This is a genomic window from Nocardia wallacei, assembly GCF_029869545.1.
Taxonomy (GTDB): Bacteria; Actinomycetota; Actinomycetes; order Mycobacteriales; family Mycobacteriaceae; genus Nocardia; species Nocardia wallacei_A.
In genome coordinates this window covers 1-17,900 of sequence record NZ_JARWQD010000337.1, presented here as the reverse complement: position 1 = coordinate 17,900, position 17,900 = coordinate 1, and the positions used below count along the sequence as shown (strand labels likewise).

Below are 17,900 nucleotides of genomic sequence, written 5' to 3'. Positions count from 1 at the left end.
GTCGTACGGCACAGTGGGACGGGTGCAGCTCGTTCTCGTTCGTCATGCGCAGCCGGAGCAGATGGTCGTTACGTCCGGTCCGGCCGATCCGCGGCTCACCGATCTCGGGGCCGAGCAGGCCGCCCGGGTCACCGGCGCGCTGGCGCGGTTGGAGGGCGGGGCGCATCGGATCGTACGGGTGCTGAGCAGTCCGCAGCGGCGGGCCCGGGAGACGGCCGCGCCGACGGTGGAGAAGCTGGGGCTCGGTCTCGAGATTCACGACGGTCTGGCCGAATACGATCGCGAACTCCCGGTGTATGTTCCGATCGAGGCCGGGCGCGCGGCCGCGGCAACCGGCACCGCCGAGGCGGCGACCGACACCGCGGCCGAGTTCCACCGTGCGATCAAGGCCACCTACGACCGGATCAAGGCCGGGTATCTGCCCGAGCAGATCGATGGTCCCGCGTTCGTCGGCCGGGTACTGCGCGCCATCGAGGAGATCGTCTCGCCCGCAGGGCCTTCCGACACCGTGGTGGTCTTCGCGCACGGCGGGGTGATCAACGTGCTGCTGCAGGACGTGCTCGGCCTGGAGCGCCCGCTGACGTTCCCCATCGACTACTGCTCGATCACCCGAATCCTGTACTCGCGCACCGGCCGCCGCACCGCGGCCACGATCAACGAGAACGGCCACGTCTGGGATCTGCTGCCCCGCAATCTCACCGCCTGAAACACCGATCCCCGGCACTCCCAGCCGGTTGCCAGCTCCGTCGGATGATTGTCTCAACAACGGCTCCTTCCATGGAGCACGTGAGCCGCCACGGTCGCGACTCACGCTCCGAGAGAAAGGAAGTCCGTTGCGCTCCAGCAGAAAGCCTCGCTCCCGCCGGGCGGTGGCCCGGGTGGCGGTCGCCGGTGCCCTGGTCGCCGTGCCGCTGACCGCGCTCGCCGTCCCCGCCTTCGCCGACGACGCCGCGCCCGCGGCCGCGAATGTCGACTGGCAGGACCACGACCGCTGGCAACAGCACCGCCACGACGGTCCGTGGGACGGACCGGGCCACCGCCACGACCGGCCGGGCCCGGGATGGCCGGGTCCCGGCGGTCCGCTGGTCCCGCCGCCCACCGGATCGTTCGGCTGATCGTCGGCCGATGACGTGGCCGCGTCGCTCCCTGCCCGGGGCCGCCCTCCCCGCGGCCCCGTGATGTGAGTGAGGGGGGGCCCCCCCCGGGGGGGCGGCCCCCCACTTCACCGATTCCGGTGCCCCGCACCGGGAATCACTCACGCCATGCCGGAGATCCAGTTGTGCATCCAGGAGATCGCGGTCTGCCCGCCACCGACCCGGTAGCTGCCGTAGGAGGTGTGCGCCCCCGAGCCGTAGAAGTCCTCGAGCTGCTGCACCCGCTGCTTGTTCGCGCTCTCCGACAGCTGCGCCTGCAGGGTCGGGATGCCACCGTGCGACATCAGGTCGCCGATGATCGAACCGGCCTCCAGCTGGTACCGCCACATATTGGCCGCGTTGGCACCCGACGCCTGCGCCAGGAAACCGGCGAAGCGGGCGATGAAGTCGGTGTCGGCGGTCGAGCAGTACAGGTCGCCCTCGGCGCAGATGGTCCGGACGCGGTCGCTGAGGAAGCCGAAGCCGCCCGGCCGCGGGCCGCCCGATCCGGCACCGCCGACGGCCGGTCCGACCTGAATGTCGGTGGGCGAGCGACGCGGATCGGAGATCAGGCCGACGCCGGAGATCTTGTCCGGCGTCACGGCACCGAGGCCGGTGCCCAGCTCGGCGGCGAGATCACCGGCGGCGTCGGCGCCCTGGCTGTAGCCGACGACGGCGTAGCGGGTGGCACCGCAGCGCGCGGCCATCGAGCTGATCAGGCCGCGAGCGCCGTCGACCGCCTGCTTCTTGGAGGCGCCGTAGACGTCGCCCTCCCAGGGGAACGCGGTCGCCGCGTAGGAGACGTAGTCGACCTCCGCCGAGCGCGGCAGGCCGCGCGTGACACCGGCCAGCATGCCCGGACCGGTCATGTCCTCGGGCTTGTGATCGCCGGTCTCCCAGGTTCCGGGGATCGCCACCACGTACAGGCTCGGGCAGCCCGGATCCGCTGCGGCGGTGCCGGTTCCGAGCGCGGTACCGGTCACCACGCCAGACAACACCGCTGCCGCTGCCCCTGCAGCCGCGACCAACTTCTTCACCCGCATACCGCTCCAGTTCAAGCCGGCCCCGGCACGGGGCATCCCGACTACTTCGCTGACAATGGTGGGCGCACCGGATTTCCATTCGGTTAACGCGCGGCTAACCAAAGCTCCTCGCTCTTATGAGCTTGGAAACAGACCAATGGCCTGGTTCGGTGAGACACCGCTAGCAAGAATAAAGGGCTCTTTGCAGAAGTGCCATTCGACCACCCGAAGTCGTCCGATTTCCGTCGAATCGCCGAAGACGCGAAAAGTGCCCGCGGCCAACGGCTCGCGGGCACCTTCCGTCGTCGTTCGCTAGCGCTGAGCGACCGTGGTCGGGGCGATCGGCGCCGGCAGCGCGGTATCGCCCTCGAGGTAGGTGTCCACCGCGGAGGCGGCGGCCCGGCCCTCGGCGATGGCCCACACGATCAGCGACTGGCCGCGGCCCATGTCACCGGCGACGAAGACGCCGGGCACGGTGGTCTGCCAGTCCTTGTCGCGCTTGACATTTCCGCGCTGGTCGTAGCCGACGCCCAGATCCTCGAGCAGGCCCGCCTTCTGCGGACCGGTGAAGCCCATGGCCAGCAGCACCAGATCGGCCTCGAGGGTGAAGTCGGAGCCCTCGACCTTCTCGAAGCGGCCGTTGACCATCGTCACCTCGTGCGCCTGCAGCGCGGTGACCTTGCCGTTCTCGCCCACGAACCGCTCGGTGTTGACCGAGTAGACGCGCTCGCCGCCCTCCTCGTGCGCCGAGGACACGCGGTACATCAGCGGGTAGGTCGGCCACGGCGTCGATTCCGCGCGCTCCTCCGGCGGCCGGGGCATGATCTCGAACTGATGCACGCTCTCGGCACCGTGCCGGTGCGAGGTGCCCAGGCAGTCGGCGCCGGTGTCGCCGCCGCCGATGATGACGACCTTCTTGCCCTTGGCGTTGATCGGGGGCAGGCCGTTCTCGTCGGTGATCGGATCGCCCAGCTGCACCCGGTTCGACTGCGGCAGGAACTCCATCGCCTGATGGATGCCGTCCAGGTCGCGGCCCGGGATCGGCAGATCGCGGGCGATCGTCGAACCACCGGCGAGCACGACCGCGTCGAACCTCTCGCGCAGCTGCGCGGCCGTGATGTCCACGCCCACGTTCACGCCGGTCTTGAAGACGGTGCCCTCGGCCTCCATCTGCGCCAGCCGGCGGTCGATGAAGCGCTTCTCCATCTTGAATTCCGGGATGCCGTAGCGCAGCAGGCCGCCGATGCGGTCGTCGCGCTCGAACACCGTCACCGTGTGACCGGCGCGGGTCAGCTGCTGTGCCGCCGCCAGACCCGCCGGGCCCGAGCCCACCACGGCGACCTTCTTACCGGTCAGCCGGGTCGGGTACACCGGGGCCACCCAGCCCTCGTCGAAGGCGTTCTCGATGAGTTCGACCTCGACCTGCTTGATGGTCACCGGATCCTGGTTGATGCCGAGCACGCACGAGGCCTCGCACGGCGCGGGGCACAGCCGCCCGGTGAATTCCGGGAAGTTGTTGGTGGCGTGCAGGCGATCGATGCCCTCGCGCCAATTGCCCCGGTACACCAGGTCGTTCCACTCGGGAATCAGATTCCCCAGCGGGCAGCCGTTGTGGCAGAACGGGATTCCGCAGTCCATGCAGCGGCTGGCCTGGGTCTTCAGGGTGTCGTGGGAGAAGTTCTCCTCGTACACCTCTTTCCAGTCCATCAGCCGCAGCGGAACCGGCCGCCGCTTGGGCAGCTCCCGCTTCGTGTGCTTCAGAAATCCTTGTGCGTCACCCATTTTCGGCTCCCGACTCACGCGCCAGGTCGGCGCACCCAACTTGTCCGGTGCGGTGGCTAGCCACGGGCCGCCTTGAATGGTTACAGCGCCTCGTCCACGCAGTAAACGTTCCAGCAGATTCAGCCACGAGCCGCCTCCATGATGGCCTCGTCCACATCCCGGCCCGACTTCTCAGCCTCGGAGATAGCCAGCAGTACCTTCTTGTAGTCGCGCGGCATAACCTTCACGAAGTGGTTCACCTGCTGCGACCAGTCACCCAGGATGCGTTCCGCGACGGCCGATCCGGTCTCGTCGCGGTGCCGGGTGACGACGTCGCGCAGCCACGTGAAGTCGTCACCCGACAGCGGCTCGACGGCGTCGGCCTGCTCGGGGTTGAGCTTCTTCTCGAAGGTGCCGTTCGGGTTGTACACGTAGGCGATACCGCCCGACATGCCCGCGCCGAAGTTGCGGCCCGTCTCGCCGAGGATGACCACCTTGCCGCCGGTCATGTACTCGCAGCCGTGGTCGCCCACGCCCTCGACCACCGCGGTGGCACCCGAATTGCGCACGCAGAACCGCTCGCCCACGACACCGCGGATGAACACCTCACCGCTGGTGGCGCCGAACAGGATCACGTTGCCCGCGATGATGTTCTGCTCCGCGACGAACTCCCGCGGCGCGTTCAGCGCCGGGCGCACGACGAGGTGGCCGCCCGAAAGCCCCTTGCCGACATAGTCGTTCGCGTCACCGAACACCCGCAGCGTGATACCCGCCGGGACGAACGCGCCGAAGCTGTTGCCCGCCGAGCCGGTGAAGGTGATGTCGATGGTGTCGTCGGGCAGGCCCGCGCCGCCGTAGAGCTTGGTCACCTCGTGGCCGAGCATGGTGCCGACGGTCCGGTTCACGTTCGTGATCTTGGTTTCGAACTTGACCGGCTTACCGCGCTCGAGCGCATCGGCCGCCTGCGCGATGAGCTGGTTGTCCAGCGCCTTGTCCAGGCCGTGGTCCTGCTCCTTGGTGCAGCGCCGATCCTGGTACATGAACGCCGTCTCGACATCGTCGAGGATCGGCGACAGGTCCAGCTTGCTGGCCTTCCAGTGCTCCTTGGCCTTGGTGGTGTCGAGCAGGTCGACGCGGCCGATGGCCTCGTCCAGCGTGCGCAGCCCCAGCGAGGCCAGCAGCTCGCGCACCTCCTCGGCGATGAACAGCATGAAGTTCTCGACGAACTCCGGCTTGCCCGTGAACCGCTGGCGCAGTACGGGATTCTGCGTCGCCACACCCACCGGGCAGGTGTCGAGGTGGCATACGCGCATCATCACGCAGCCCGAAACCACCAGGGGCGCGGTCGCGAAGCCGTACTCCTCGGCGCCGAGCAGCGCGGCGATCAGCACGTCGCGGCCGGTCTTCATCTGACCGTCGACCTGCACCACGATGCGGTCGCGCAGCCCGTTGAGCAGCAGCGTCTGCTGGGTCTCGGCGAGGCCGAGCTCCCACGGACCGCCCGCGTGCTTGAGCGAGGTCAGCGGCGAGGCGCCGGTGCCGCCGTCGTGGCCGGAGATCAGCACGACGTCCGCGTGCGCCTTGGAGACGCCCGCCGCGACGGTGCCGACGCCCGGCTCCGCGACCAGTTTCACGTGAATCCGCGCCTGCGGGTTCGCGTTCTTCAGGTCGTGGATCAGCTGCGCCAGATCCTCGATGGAGTAGATGTCGTGGTGCGGCGGCGGCGAGATGAGGCCGACGCCCGGCGTGGAGTGCCGCACCTCGGCGACCCACGGGTACACCTTGTGCGCCGGAAGCTGGCCGCCCTCACCGGGTTTCGCGCCCTGCGCCATCTTGATCTGGATATCGGTGCAGTTGGTCAGGTAGTGCGCGGTCACGCCGAAGCGGCCCGACGCCACCTGTTTGATCGCCGACCGCCGCCAGTCGCCGTTCTCCTCCGGCTCGAAGCGCGACACCGATTCGCCGCCCTCGCCCGAATTCGACCGGCCGCCGAGGCGATTCATCGCGATGGCGAGGGTCTCGTGCGCCTCGGCGGAGATGGAGCCGTAGCTCATCGCGCCGGTGGAGAACCGCTTGGCGATCTCGCTGGCGGGCTCGACCTCCTCGATCGGAATCGGGTGCCGGTTCTCGGACTTGAACTTGAACAGGCCGCGCAGCGAGGCCAGCCGCTCGGACTGGTCGTCGACGAGCTTGGTGTACTCCTTGAAGATCTTGTACTGGCCGGTGCGGGTGGCGTGCTGCAGCTTGAACACCGTGTCCGGGTTGAACAGGTGGTACTCGCCCTCGCGCCGCCACTGGTACTCGCCGCCCACCTCGAGCTCGCGGTGCGCGCGCTCGTTGCGGTTCTCCAGGAACGCCACCCGGTGCCGCGCGGCGACCTCGGCGGCGATGTCATCGAGACCGATGCCGTTCAGCGGCGAGGTCAGACCGGTGAAGTACTGATCGCACAGCTCCTGCGACAGGCCCACGACCTGGAACAGCTGGGCGCCGCGGTAGGAGGCGATGGTGGAGATGCCCATCTTGGACATCACCTTCAGCACGCCCTTGCCCGCGCCCTTGATGTAGTTCTTGCACGCCTTGTCGTAGTCGGCGGCCAGATCGCCGGTGCTGCCCGGGATGTCGAGCGCATTGCGCTCGAGCATGTCCTCGATCGACTCGAAGGCCATGTACGGGTTGATCGCGGCCGCGCCGAAGCCGACCAGCATCGCCATGTGGTGCACCTCGCGGGCGTCACCGGCCTCCACGACCAGGCCGACCTTGGTGCGGGTGCGCTCGCGCACCAGGTGGTGGTGCACCGACGCGGTGAGCAGCAGCGACGGGATCGGCGCCAGCTTCTCGTTGGACTCGCGGTCGGACAGCACGATGATGCGGGCGCCGCCGTCGATGGCGGTCGAGACCTGCTCGTTGATGGCCTGCAGCGCCTTGCGCAGGCCCTTGCCGCCCTTCTTGACCGGGTACAGGCCGTGCACGACCACCGAGCGCAGGCCCGGATGCGAGCCGTCGTCGTTGATGTGGACGAGCTTGGCCAGTTCGTCGTTGTCCAGAATCGGCTGGGTCAGCGTGATCTGGCGACAGGACTCCGGGCTCGGGTGCAGCAGGTCGGCCTCCGGCCCGATCATGCTGCGCAGGCTGGTGACCACTTCCTCGCGGATGGCATCCAGCGGCGGGTTGGTGACCTGCGCGAACAGCTGCGAGAAGTAGTCGAACAGCAGCCGCGGACGCGCCGACAGCACCGCGATCGGGGTGTCGGTGCCCATCGAGCCGAGCGCCTCACCGCCGGTCTTGGCCATCGGCGAGATCAGCAGGCTGAGCTCCTCGGTGGTGTATCCGAAGATCTGCTGGCGGATCAGGACGCGGTCGTGCGACATGTGCACGTGCGGGCGGTCGGGCAGGTCCGACAGCTTGGTCGGGCCGTCGTCGAGCCACTCCTGATACGGGTGCTCGTTGGCGAGCTGGGTCTTGATCTCGTCGTCGCCGATGATGCGGCCCTGCGAGGTGTCGACCAGGAACATGCGGCCCGGCTGCAGGCGCGCCTTCTTGATCACCTTGGACGGCTCGATATCGAGCACGCCGACCTCGGACGCCATCACGACCAGGCCGTCGTCGGTGACCCAGATGCGGCTGGGGCGCAGCCCGTTGCGGTCCAGCACGGCGCCGATGACGGTGCCGTCGGAGAAGCACACCGAGGCCGGGCCGTCCCACGCCTCCATCAGGAACGAGTGGTAGCGGTAGAACGCGCGGCGCGCCGGATCCATGGACTCGACGCGCTCCCACGCCTCCGGGATCATCATCAGCACGGCGTGCGGCAGGCTGCGGCCGCCCAGGTGCAGCAGCTCCAGCACCTCGTCGAAGCGCGCGGTGTCCGAGGCACCCGGGGTGCAGACCGGGAAGATCTTCTCCAGCCGGTTGCGGCCCTCGTGGTCGGTGCCGAACACGTCGGAGTTCAGCAGCGCCTCGCGGGCGCGCATCCAGTTCTCGTTGCCGGTGACGGTGTTGATCTCACCGTTGTGCGCCACCCGGCGGAACGGGTGCGCCAGCGGCCAGGACGGGAAGGTGTTGGTGGAGAAGCGCGAGTGCACGATGCCCAGCGCCGACTCCACCCGGTCGTCCTGCAGGTCCAGGTAGAACGCCCGCAGCTGCGGGGTGGTGAACATGCCCTTGTAGACGAAGGTCTGGCCGGACAGGCTGGGGAAGTAGACGGTCTCGCGGCCGACCGCGCCCTCGCCGGGGCCCTGCTTGCCGAGCTCGTGCTCGACGCGCTTGCGCACCACGTAGGCGCGGCGCTCCAGGTCCATGCCCGACAGCTGCTCGGCGCCGTCGGCGGGCGAGGCGATGAAGAGCTGGCGGAAGGTCGGCATGGCGTCGCGCGACAGGGCGCCCAGCGACGATTCGTCGATCGGGACCTCGCGCCAGCCCAGGACGGCCAGTCCCTCTTCCTTGACGATCTTCTCGACGTGATAGCGGGCACGGGCCGCCTCACGGCGGGCCTGCGGCAGGAACGCGATACCCGTGGCGTAGGAGCCCTCGGGCGGCAGCTCGAAGTCGACCACGGACCGGAAGAACCGGTCCGGTACCTGGATCAGGATGCCCGCGCCGTCGCCCGAGTTGGGCTCGGCACCCGCGGCACCGCGGTGCTCCAGGTTCAGCAATGCCGTAATGGCCTTGTCGACGATGTCACGGCTGCGGCGGCCGTGCATGTCGACGACGAACGCGACACCGCAGGCGTCGTGCTCGTACGCCGGGTCGTAGAGACCGGTGGGTCCGTGCCCGTAGCCGGCACCGCCGGCGGGGGACCTGTGGCCAGGAAGTTGCGTCATGCCTCTGCCTTCAAAAAATTCAGGCCTTCGATGAAATCGGGCCTTCGTCGATCGCCTCCGTCTAGACTGCGCCCGGACGTTTCGGAGACCAGCTGCGCTGATGGTCTTCCCGTGCAGTCGACTCTCCAGTTGTCCACCCGCTTCGAGGTCGTAGCCGGGTGTTCGGCGGTAACGGAACCCTTACGGTTTCCCTACCCGCCGCGCCGTTCTCGCCCGCTAGGCTGTTGCCACGGCTCGTGGCCGGGTCGGGCGTTGTAGCCGGACATTTCGTGTCCGACGCTAAGAGCAAACGATAAGTCAGGACGTGAGCCCAACCAACTTAGGTTGTGCTAAGAACGGCGTCTACCTGGGCTTCTTCATCGGTCCTCCACTACCTGCGCGTTCTCCAGTGTAAAGCAGGTACGGATGATCGCTCAGTCGTGTGTGCCACTGTTCCCCGTGGTCGCGCCGTGCCGCCCGACGAGCCTGCACGTACGCCGCAAGATGCCCTCTTACCTGCATCAACCAAGAATTCCCAGGCCGCGGGGCGGACAAACCGAATGTAAGGCGGCTAACTCTCCGGACACCCGCGGGTGACGTTCCGGACACGCAGGCAGCGAGTCGCGGCTGCGTTCAGACCGTACGGCTTCCTTTGTTGGATGTGGGTTTCAGCACAACCTCAGCAAACTCGGGGCAGTGGACTTTCTCACACCGCCCGGCCGGGCTCACGGTGCAGCGCACAGCGCGATCGACGCGCGCACCAGTGCCGCCTGATGCAGGGCGTCGGCGCGGCCCGAAGTCAGCACCGGGAACGCGGCGGCGGCCAAGCGCCCGGCGCAACCCGGGCCGGAGAGTTCGCCACGATGCGCCGCCAGCCGGCGCAGGATCTCGCCGTTCAAGCGGTCGATCACCGGCCGCACCGCGGACAGGTCCGGTGGTGTCGCGGGCGCGGTGCCCGGGTCGAATCGCCAGCGGGTGTGCAGGCCGCGCTGCACCGTTTTATTGGCCTCGATCTGGCCGTGGAACACCTGGCGCACCCATGCCTCGGGCAGGCCCATATCGTTGCCCGCGGCGGCCATCGAGTCGTACACCTCCGCCTCCCGGGCGGGATCATCGATCGACGGCGGCTGTCCGGTCCGGGTGGCGGTGGCCCACTTGGCGGCGGCGACGGCGTCCGCGGTCTGCAGGCGCTCGAGCACCGATTCGACCAGGGGGCGCAGTGCCGCATCGGATTCGGCTGCGGCGGCGGGTGATTCGGCCCGGGCGGCGGGCCCCATCCATTCCGCGGTCACCGGTGCCGCCCCGGCGAGCACCGTTCCGGCCGAGACCGCCGTGGCCAGCAGGAAAATAGCCCCGCGCATATCCGAACCTCCTGTCGCCGAACCCCGGGAACCGGCCCTCGGTATCCAATCACCCTCCGAGACTAGGGATTCGCGGGCGACACTCGGCGATGATCTGTGAGGCTGACCACATCCCGCGGCTCGTACTCGGTAGAACGCAGCCCAGCCTGTCACGCTGAATTGGATTTGCGCGCGGCGACGACGAATGAGCGACAGTTCCGCCACCATGCGAAAATGCCTGGGACTTAGAGGATGTGAGATCCCATGACTGCCCCCCACGTCCCCGAACCGTCCGAAACTCCCACGGCCACCGGCGGCGGCGACACTCCTCGCGGGATCGCCCTGCTGACCTGGCTCGGCGGCGCGGGAGCCGAGGTGACCGACCGGCACGAACGGTCCCACTACGCGCTCGGTGGCGCCGCGGTCCTGCTGTTCGCGGTGGTTTCCGGCGTGGTGGTGACGCTGGCGACCGCCGCCGCGGACTGGCCGCCCGCGGTCGTCGCGATCGCGGCGGTGCTCGCCCTGCTGGCGATCGCCGCGGGTGCGCGCGCACTGGCCACCGCCTCGCTGTCGGGCACGCGGCGCGGTGACCTGATCGGCCGCATCGCCGTCGCGGCCCTCGCCGGTGTGGTGGTCGCCGAGCTGGCGAGCACCGTGCTGCTGGGCGGCACCGTGGATCGCGAACTCGACGAAAGGGCAAGGCGCGAGACGGAATCCGCGCCCGCGGTGGTCACCGCGCGTACCGATCTGGAGCAGTCGCGCACCGAGCGGGCCGGTCTCGAACAGGCGATCACCAAGGCGCAGGGCGATATCGATCAGAGCCTGACGATCGCGCGCTGTGAGTACAACCCGTCGCCGGAATGCCCGCAGACCAAGATCACCGGGGTGCCCGGCAGCGGCCCCGAGACGCAGACCGCCAACGAGATGCTCGCCGACGCTCGCGCCCGGCTGGCCGCCGCGCAGGCCCGCGTGCAGCCCCTCGACGACCGGATCACGCAGCGGCAGCAGGCACTCGACGGTGCCCGCGCCGACGCCTTCGACACCGGCGATCGCGGGCTGGGCGCCCGCTGGCTGGCGATGCACGACTACACCGCGGGCCATGCCGGGGCCCTGCTGCTCCGGTTGGCGACCATCGTCGTCGCCGTGGCCCTGGCGCTGCTGCCGCTGCTGCTGCGGTGGTGGCGCGGGGAGACCTCGTTCGACCGCCGGGTCGCGGCGCGGGCGGCGGCCGACCGGGCCGAGCAGTCCGCCACGGCCGCCATCGCGGTGAAGCGGGCCGAGGTACGCGCCGAGGCCGAAAAGCTGCGCGCCGACCACGAATTGGCCGCGGCCCACCTGGCCGTGCACGCCGACACCGCGATCGATCGGGAACGGCAGCGCAAGCGCATCGTCGCCGCGATCGGCAACTTCGAGATCGGTATCACCGAACCCGCGCGCCGCGTGGTCGCCGATTTCGAGTCTCTCGCAGAACTTCCGCCCGCACCCGCGGCCGGAGGCCACAGCTCCGTGTCTCAGGAGGGGAATGTGACACCGCCGCACAACCTGCCCGCCCGGCTCCCGTCGGGTCAGCTCGCCCCGGTGGATCCGCACGGGGCCGTGGTCCCGGCGAGCGCCGCGCGTCCGGAGCCGAAAAAGGGTGGCGGGCTGGAGCTTCCGGTGATCGGCACGGTGCCCTTCACCGATACCGCGGCCCGCTGGATCCGGCCGCTGGTGCCCTCCTTCGTCGCCAATGCCGTCGATACCGCCACCCACCCGATGCGCACCGTGCGGCAGGCGTTCGAGGAGGCCGAGGAGATCACCTTCACCCTGCGCCGCACCCGCAAGGTCACGGTGAACTCCGATGATTCGGGTTATTCCGCGCCCGGCGGACAGCCGACCGGCGCACCGCAGCGCGAGACCCGGGTCATCGATGCGTCCTATCCTTCCCACGATCCACACCACGCCGCGCTCGCCCGGGGATCCGCGCAGGCGCAGCACGGCCTGGATGCCCCGCACGGGAACGATGCGCTGCAGGCTCGCCCGGGTGCGGGCGAACTGGAGTACCGCGGGCCCCGACAGCTGCCCCCGGCCTCGGACCGGGACTGAAGCTCCCGACCGAATGTTTCACGTTGAACATGTAAAAGGCCAGGTGCCAACGGTTTTCGAGCGCTCGCACCCGGTTCGTGCCCCGAGACCTGGGGGCACTGCCGAGCTGGCCGGGTCGGCACGCGTCCGGTAGGTTGCTGAGCACCCCGGGGAAATTTGGGCTAACGAGACATACGGAAGGGTCCCGTATTCATGCGTATCTTCACGGCCGTTGCGGCCTGCGCTGTTACCGTCGGCGTCCTCAGCGGCTGTAGTAGTGGCGATTCGTCGTCCGCGTACTGCGACGCGGTCAAGGACATGGGCACGGTGAGCACCGATCCCGGTTCCTCCTCGGCGGAGATGGTGAGCAAGTCACGCAAGATCGCCGAGGTCGCGCCGGACGACATCAAGTCCGACTGGGAGACCTACGCGAACTCCCTCGAGCAGATCAACAAGAACAACGCGAGCATGACGTCCACGGATCTGTCCGATCCGACCAGGGGCCTCGCGGATATGCGCGCGAAGTCCGAGGCCAATGCCGCGGCCGCCGGACAGCTGGGCACCTCCGCACAGAAGGTGACCCAGCACATGGACAAGACCTGCAAGAAGTAGGCGCGGTCGGGATGATTCAGCCGCGCACAGCGACGGCATCCACCTCGAACTGCATGCCCGGCATCGCGAGTGCCGCCACCCCGGTCAGGGTCTGGGTCGGCGGGCGGTCACCCCAGATCTGGGCGACCTTCTTGCCGATCACGCCGAGCTTGTCCAGGTCGTGATCGACGATATGGGTCCGCAGCTGCGCCACATCGGCGAAGTCCAGACCGACCGAGCGCAAAGCCGTTCCGAGATTGGCGAAGGCGCGATCCACCTGCGTGGCGAAGTCGTCGCTGGTGGTGTGCCCGTCCGCATCCGAGTCGTACTGACCGGCGATGAAGACCAACTCGCCGGTCACCCGGGCGACATGGCTGTAGCCGAACCCGGTCGGGTCGTGCAGCTCGGCCGGATTGCTGATTTCGATGGACATGCGAATTTCCTTCGAGTCGGGTGACATCTGACAACACGGGGACGACGACGCGTATGCCCCGACTGTGACAAGCACGGAATGCCGACCGTCGGGACCGCGTTGCCTCGCATCGGGTGACGGCAGCGGGCCGATGCCCGAGAGGAGTTGAACCGTGTCCGACAAGCCGTTCGCAGGGCAGCACATCGTCGTCACCGGCGGCGGGACCGGCATCGGTCGCGCCGCGGCGCTGGCATTCGCGGACCAGGGGGCCGCGCGGGTGACCGTGGTCGGCCGCCGCGCCCAGCCCCTCGAGGAGGTCGCCGCGCGGCACGACGCCGTCGTGCCGCTTGCGGCCGATGCGACCACCGCGGCCGGGGTCGATGCGATCGCGGAATCCGTTGCCGCGCACGGCGGCCTGGATGTGCTGGTGCACAACGCCGGAATCTTCCGTCCCACCCCGCTGGACGCGCTGGCGGCCGCGTCGGTGCGTGAGCAGCTCGAGGTCAACGTCGTCGCGCCGACCCTGCTCACCGGGCGGCTGCTGCCGCTGCTGACCTCGCCCGGCGGCAACATCGTGGTCGTCTCCAGCATCTCCGCACAGCGCGCGGAGGCGGTCTCGTCGGTGTACGCTGCCACGAAGGCGGCGGTGGACAGCCTCATCCGGAGTTGGGCGGTGGAATTGGCGCCCAAGGGAATTCGCGTCAACGGCGTGGCACCCGGCGCGGTCGAGACGCCGATCCTGGGCGTCGGCGGGCTGACGCCGGAGGATGTCGCCGCCCAGCGAGCGGGCTACGCCGCCGACGCCCCCGCCGGACGCATCGGCCAGGTGGACGACGTCGTCCCGTGGATCACCCGCCTGGCCGAACCCTCCAGCGCCTGGGTAACCGGCGAGATCATCGTCATGGACGGCGGCCGCCTCCTGGTCTGACCGACAGCCACCTTCGCCGCACGGCTCGGACATATCGGTACCGACAACTCCGCGCCCCCGCAGACATCCGACGACCGACTCCCGCCGCCGCCCCGGCTAGCCAGGTCGGCGGTCCGGGCGTGACCGGTCCACACAGTCCCCACATCAGCGCCGCCGAGGTGACCGGGCCGCGCGGTCCCCGCACCAGCGGCGCGGACACCACCGGGCCATGCCGTCCCCGCATCAGCGGGCGGACGCCGACGGGCCGTGTGGTCCCGGCGGCGCGGATGCTTAGCGGGTCGCGCGGTCTTCGGCTTGCCGAGGCGAATGCGTTTCGGCGGGAGCGGGTTTCGGGGCGGGACGGGTTGCACGGCCCGACCGGACCGGCGACTCCGGCCGTGGGGCGGGCTGGGGATCGGCTGCCGTGGTCCTGGTTCGGAAGGCGATCACCGCGGCCAGCAGCAGGATCGCGGCCGTTGCGATCGCCGCGAGGTGGATACCGGCCACGAACGCCTCGCGGGCGGAATCCAGCAGGGCCGCGGCCGCCTGGTCCGGAAGACCCCGGGCGGTATCGACTGCGCCGCCGAGGGATTCGCGGGCCGCGCCCAGCTGCGACTGCGGCACCCGGGACACGTCCAGGCCGTGCCGGAACACCGCCATCACCACGCTGCCGAGCACCGCGACACCGAGCGCGATACCGGCCTCGTAGGCGGTTTCCGACACCGCAGCCGCCGCACCGGCGCGCTCGGCCGGAGCCGAGCCGACCACCAGATCCGACGAAACCGTCAGCGCCACACCGACACCGGCGCCCACCAGCAGGAACCCGGCGACGAACGCCGTGGCACCCGCGGCCGGATCGGCACCGAGCCACACGAACAGCCCGGCGCCGAGGGCGGCGACCACCAGCGCACCGGCGAGCACCTTGCTCGGCTGCCACACCCGCACCAGCCACGCCGACACCAGCGCCGTCACCATGCTGGCCAGCATGCCCGGCAGCAGGTGCAGCCCGGCGTCCAGCGGCGAACGGCCCTGCACCAGCTGCAGATACTGCGACCCGAAGAACAGCACACCCGCCAGCGCGAACACCGCCAGGAGGCTGGTCAGCACCGCGGTGCGGAACCGCGGCAGCGCGAACAGCCGCAGATCCAGCATCGGATCCGCCAGGCTCCGCTGCCGCCGCACGAACAGCACACCGGCCACGACACCGACGGCGGCGATACCCACCATCGGCAGGCTCGGCCCGTGCGCGGCGATCTCCTTGACCGCGTACACGATCGGCACCATCGCCAGCATCGACAGCCCGGCACTGGCCAGGTCGAAACGGCCCGGGTGTGGGTCGCGCGACTCCGGCACCAGCAGCGGGCCCAGCGCCACGAGAACCGCCATCACCGGCAGGTTGATCAGGAATACCGAGCCCCACCAGAAGTGCTCGAGCAGCCAGCCGCCCAGCAGCGGGCCGAGCGCCGCACCACCGGTGGCCGCGGCGCTCCATACCGCGATCGCGGTGGTGCGCTGGCGCGCGTCGGTGAACATCGCGCGGATCAGCCCGAGCGTGGCGGGCATCAGCGTGGCACCGGCGATGCCCTGCAGCACGCGCGCGGCGATCAGCATCTCCGGATTCACCGACCACGCGGCGATCGCGGAGGCGACGCCGAATCCGGCGGCACCGATCAGCAGCAGCCGCCGTCGGCCGATGCGGTCGCCGAGGGTGCCCATCGTGACCAGCAGACCGGCCAGCACGAACGAGTACACGTCGATGATCCACAACAGCTGCGGTGTGGTCGGCGCGAGGTGGGCGCTGATCGCGGGCACCGCGATATCCAGCACCGTCGCGTCCACGGAGATGAGCAGCAGCGCCAGCACCAGGACGCCGAGTCCGGCCCAGTCCCGGGTGGTCGCCCGGCGCGCGACAGCGGTGGTGTTCATATCCCTCTCGACTTCCGTGGTCCGATTCTTCTTACCGTCCAGACGGTACAGTAACAGGATAACCGTCCGGACGGTACAGTTGCGGGCGTGACAACGACCACCCGCGATCGGATCCTCGACGCCCTGGAGACGCTGCTGCTGGAGAAGGGCATGTCCCAGGTGACCCTGGAAAGCGTGGCCGCGGCCGCGGGCGTCTCCAAGGGCGGCCTGCTGTACCACTTCAAGAGCAAGGACGCGCTGCTGGCCGGGCTGGTGCGGCGGCTCGGCGAACGCGCGGAGCAGCAGTTGCACAGCGCCGTCGCGCAGGACAAATCGGTCGCCGAGTGGTATCTGCAGACGCCGAGCCCGGACGACGACGCCGATGCGCTGGAGATAGCGCTGTTCCGGTCCATGGTCGCGGCCATGCGCACCGTCGACGCCGCACAGGACGACAGCGCGGACGAGGTGCAGCGGGCCCTCATCGACACCATGGACGCCTGGGGCACGGGCCTGGACCAGGAAATGGACGACCCGGTCCGGGCCGACATCATCCGCCTGGTCGGCGACGGAGTGTATCTGCGCGCCCTGCTCGGACTGCCCCCCATCGACCCGGCCCGCTACCGGGCGGTCGTCGACCACCTGCTCGAACGCTGAGTCCGGACCCGCCCGTACCGCAGCGCCCCGGATAAACTCGGGCGCGTGTTGCCAGCCGCGGCCGAGGGGGCCGGTCCGTCGCCGGGCTCGGTGCCGCCCGAGGCCGCGGCGCTGCCCTGTCGGCCGCTGTCGTTTCGCGAGCTGCTGGATCTGCCGTTCGCGGTGATCCAATCGCACGTCCGCCCGCTGGCGGGACTGGTGGGGGCCGCGGTCGCGATCGCGGCGGGGTCGGTGGTCGCGATCACCGCGGCGGGTTCGGCGCTCACCGAGGGCTCGGATATCGGAACCGCTTGGTCGGCAGTGCTTTCCACACTGGCATTCGCCTGGTTGCTGCGTTGGTACGTGCGCGGGATCGCCGTTCCCCTGGGATTGGCGAGCGCACACCGCAGGGCGATCACCTGGCGTGCGGCGGCACGCGGGCCGACGGCGAACGCCGGACGGCTGCTGCGGTACCGGGCGATGTCGACCGCGATCGGCCTCGGCGTGCTGATACCCGGTGCGGCGCTGATCATCACGCTGCCGCCCGCGCTCGCCTGGCTGGGGTGGCTGCGGGCGCGCCGCTGTCTCATCGCACCGGTGCTGTTCGACGAGCCGGTGCCGTATCGCGACGCGGCGGCGCGGGCACGGAATCTGGCCGCAGGGGCGCAGTGGCGGCTGTCCGGCGTCTGGCTGTCGCTGCGCGCCCTGCTGCTGGTGCTGGTCGTGCCGCTGCTGGGCGTCGTGCTGCTGGTCGCCGAGGTCTCCGGCACCCATCGCTGGGCCACGATCGTGCTGGCGACCGCGGCGGTGCTGTTCCTCACGGCGGCGAGCGAGGTCGTCGAATCCGCCTCCGACGTGGTGGCCTACGTCGACCGATGCTGCCGCCGCGAGGGCCGCGACATCCGCCTCCCGGCCGGGCCCGGCACCGTTCGGACGGTGGTGACGTGACGGGCACGGGCCCGCGCGAGCCCTGGGATACCGGAATCCCGGTCGCGCCCGACGTCCTTCCGGCGGACGGCTCCGATCGACCAGCGCCGCCGATCGCCGAACCGGCCGCGCCACCCCCACCGCGACTCGGCGCCGCCGACAGCCATCGCGGCGCCGCCGAGGCGGCGGCCGGGCACCACGATTACGACACGGCACTGCGGGAGCGCTATCGGGCGGTGGTGCGCGGCCTGGAGCAGAGCGGTGTGCTGGAGGTGCGGCGCTCGCGCACCGCACGGGAGACGGGGGCCCCCGCCGCCGCGGGGGGGGGCGCGCCCGCGGGGGGGCAGGCCCCCCCCCCCCCCCCAATAAAGAAGAGGGGGGGAGGGCGCCGCCCGCGCCCCCCCCCCCC

Annotated in this window: 13 protein-coding genes and 1 pseudogene; 8 read left to right on the top strand and 6 right to left on the bottom strand. The window is 70.0% G+C overall.

Annotated elements, in window-relative coordinates; all coding sequences use genetic code 11:
* Window positions 1-22: 22 nt before the first annotated feature.
* Window positions 23-706 carry a histidine phosphatase family protein gene (locus QH290_RS30595; RefSeq protein ID WP_280267608.1) on the top strand — a complete coding sequence of 228 codons (684 nt, stop codon included), beginning with the start codon at window positions 23-25 and terminating at the stop codon, window positions 704-706.
* Window positions 707-833: 127 nt separating this feature from the next.
* Complete coding sequence (locus QH290_RS30590) at window positions 834-1,115, top strand: hypothetical protein (RefSeq protein WP_280267607.1); 282 nt, start codon at window positions 834-836, stop codon at window positions 1,113-1,115.
* Between the two features lie 140 nt (window positions 1,116-1,255).
* Here QH290_RS30590 and QH290_RS30585 read toward each other — a convergent pair whose 3' ends face one another.
* The 4 genes from QH290_RS30585 to aroQ form a co-directional block, all read right to left on the bottom strand.
* The gene (locus QH290_RS30585) at window positions 1,256-2,176 is read right to left on the bottom strand and encodes a cutinase family protein (RefSeq protein WP_280265544.1); all 921 of its coding nucleotides are present in this window, start codon (window positions 2,174-2,176) and stop codon (window positions 1,256-1,258) included.
* Between the two features lie 291 nt (window positions 2,177-2,467).
* The gene (locus QH290_RS30580; RefSeq protein WP_280265543.1) at window positions 2,468-3,937 is read right to left on the bottom strand and encodes a glutamate synthase subunit beta; all 1,470 of its coding nucleotides are present in this window, start codon (window positions 3,935-3,937) and stop codon (window positions 2,468-2,470) included.
* 119 nt (window positions 3,938-4,056) lie between these two features.
* Entirely contained in the window at window positions 4,057-8,733 is a 4,677-nt protein-coding gene (gene gltB, locus QH290_RS30575) for a glutamate synthase large subunit (protein WP_280265542.1), read from the bottom strand.
* Window positions 8,734-9,437: 704 nt separating this feature from the next.
* On the bottom strand, window positions 9,438-10,073 hold the full coding sequence (aroQ, locus tag QH290_RS30570; RefSeq protein ID WP_280265541.1) for a gamma subclass chorismate mutase AroQ: 636 nt from the start codon (window positions 10,071-10,073) through the stop codon (window positions 9,438-9,440).
* A 243-nt stretch (window positions 10,074-10,316) separates the two neighbouring features.
* Here aroQ and QH290_RS30565 point away from each other — a divergent pair, with 243 nt between their 5' ends.
* Together QH290_RS30565 and QH290_RS30560 are read left to right on the top strand one after the other, a co-directional pair.
* Window positions 10,317-12,137 (top strand): DUF4407 domain-containing protein, encoded by a 1,821-nt coding sequence (locus QH290_RS30565; protein ID WP_280386660.1) that lies wholly within the window; start codon window positions 10,317-10,319, stop codon window positions 12,135-12,137.
* A gap of 192 nt (window positions 12,138-12,329) precedes the next feature.
* Complete coding sequence (locus QH290_RS30560; RefSeq protein WP_280265539.1) at window positions 12,330-12,728, top strand: hypothetical protein; 399 nt, start codon at window positions 12,330-12,332, stop codon at window positions 12,726-12,728.
* A gap of 16 nt (window positions 12,729-12,744) precedes the next feature.
* Here QH290_RS30560 and QH290_RS30555 read toward each other — a convergent pair whose 3' ends face one another.
* Window positions 12,745-13,140 (bottom strand): RidA family protein, encoded by a 396-nt coding sequence (locus QH290_RS30555; RefSeq protein WP_280265538.1) that lies wholly within the window; start codon window positions 13,138-13,140, stop codon window positions 12,745-12,747.
* Between the two features lie 151 nt (window positions 13,141-13,291).
* Between QH290_RS30555 and QH290_RS30550 the strand changes: the two genes are divergently transcribed.
* The gene (locus tag QH290_RS30550; protein ID WP_280386658.1) at window positions 13,292-14,047 is read left to right on the top strand and encodes an SDR family NAD(P)-dependent oxidoreductase; all 756 of its coding nucleotides are present in this window, start codon (window positions 13,292-13,294) and stop codon (window positions 14,045-14,047) included.
* A gap of 270 nt (window positions 14,048-14,317) precedes the next feature.
* Here the strand turns inward: QH290_RS30550 and QH290_RS30545 are convergent, their stop codons facing one another.
* Window positions 14,318-15,952 carry an MFS transporter gene (locus tag QH290_RS30545; RefSeq protein ID WP_280263749.1) on the bottom strand — a complete coding sequence of 545 codons (1,635 nt, stop codon included), beginning with the start codon at window positions 15,950-15,952 and terminating at the stop codon, window positions 14,318-14,320.
* 87 nt (window positions 15,953-16,039) lie between these two features.
* Between QH290_RS30545 and QH290_RS30540 the strand changes: the two genes are divergently transcribed.
* From QH290_RS30540 to QH290_RS30530, 3 genes and pseudogenes are all read left to right on the top strand, one after another.
* Window positions 16,040-16,585, top strand: a complete 546-nt coding sequence (locus tag QH290_RS30540) for a TetR/AcrR family transcriptional regulator (protein WP_280386656.1) — start codon at window positions 16,040-16,042, stop codon at window positions 16,583-16,585.
* 45 nt (window positions 16,586-16,630) lie between these two features.
* Window positions 16,631-17,512, top strand: coding sequence for a hypothetical protein (locus QH290_RS30535; RefSeq protein ID WP_280386654.1), 882 nt, complete (start codon window positions 16,631-16,633; stop codon window positions 17,510-17,512).
* Window positions 17,509-17,900, top strand: a pseudogene (locus tag QH290_RS30530) (hypothetical protein); the annotation flags it as partial. The gene QH290_RS30535 and the pseudogene QH290_RS30530, both read left to right, overlap by 4 nt.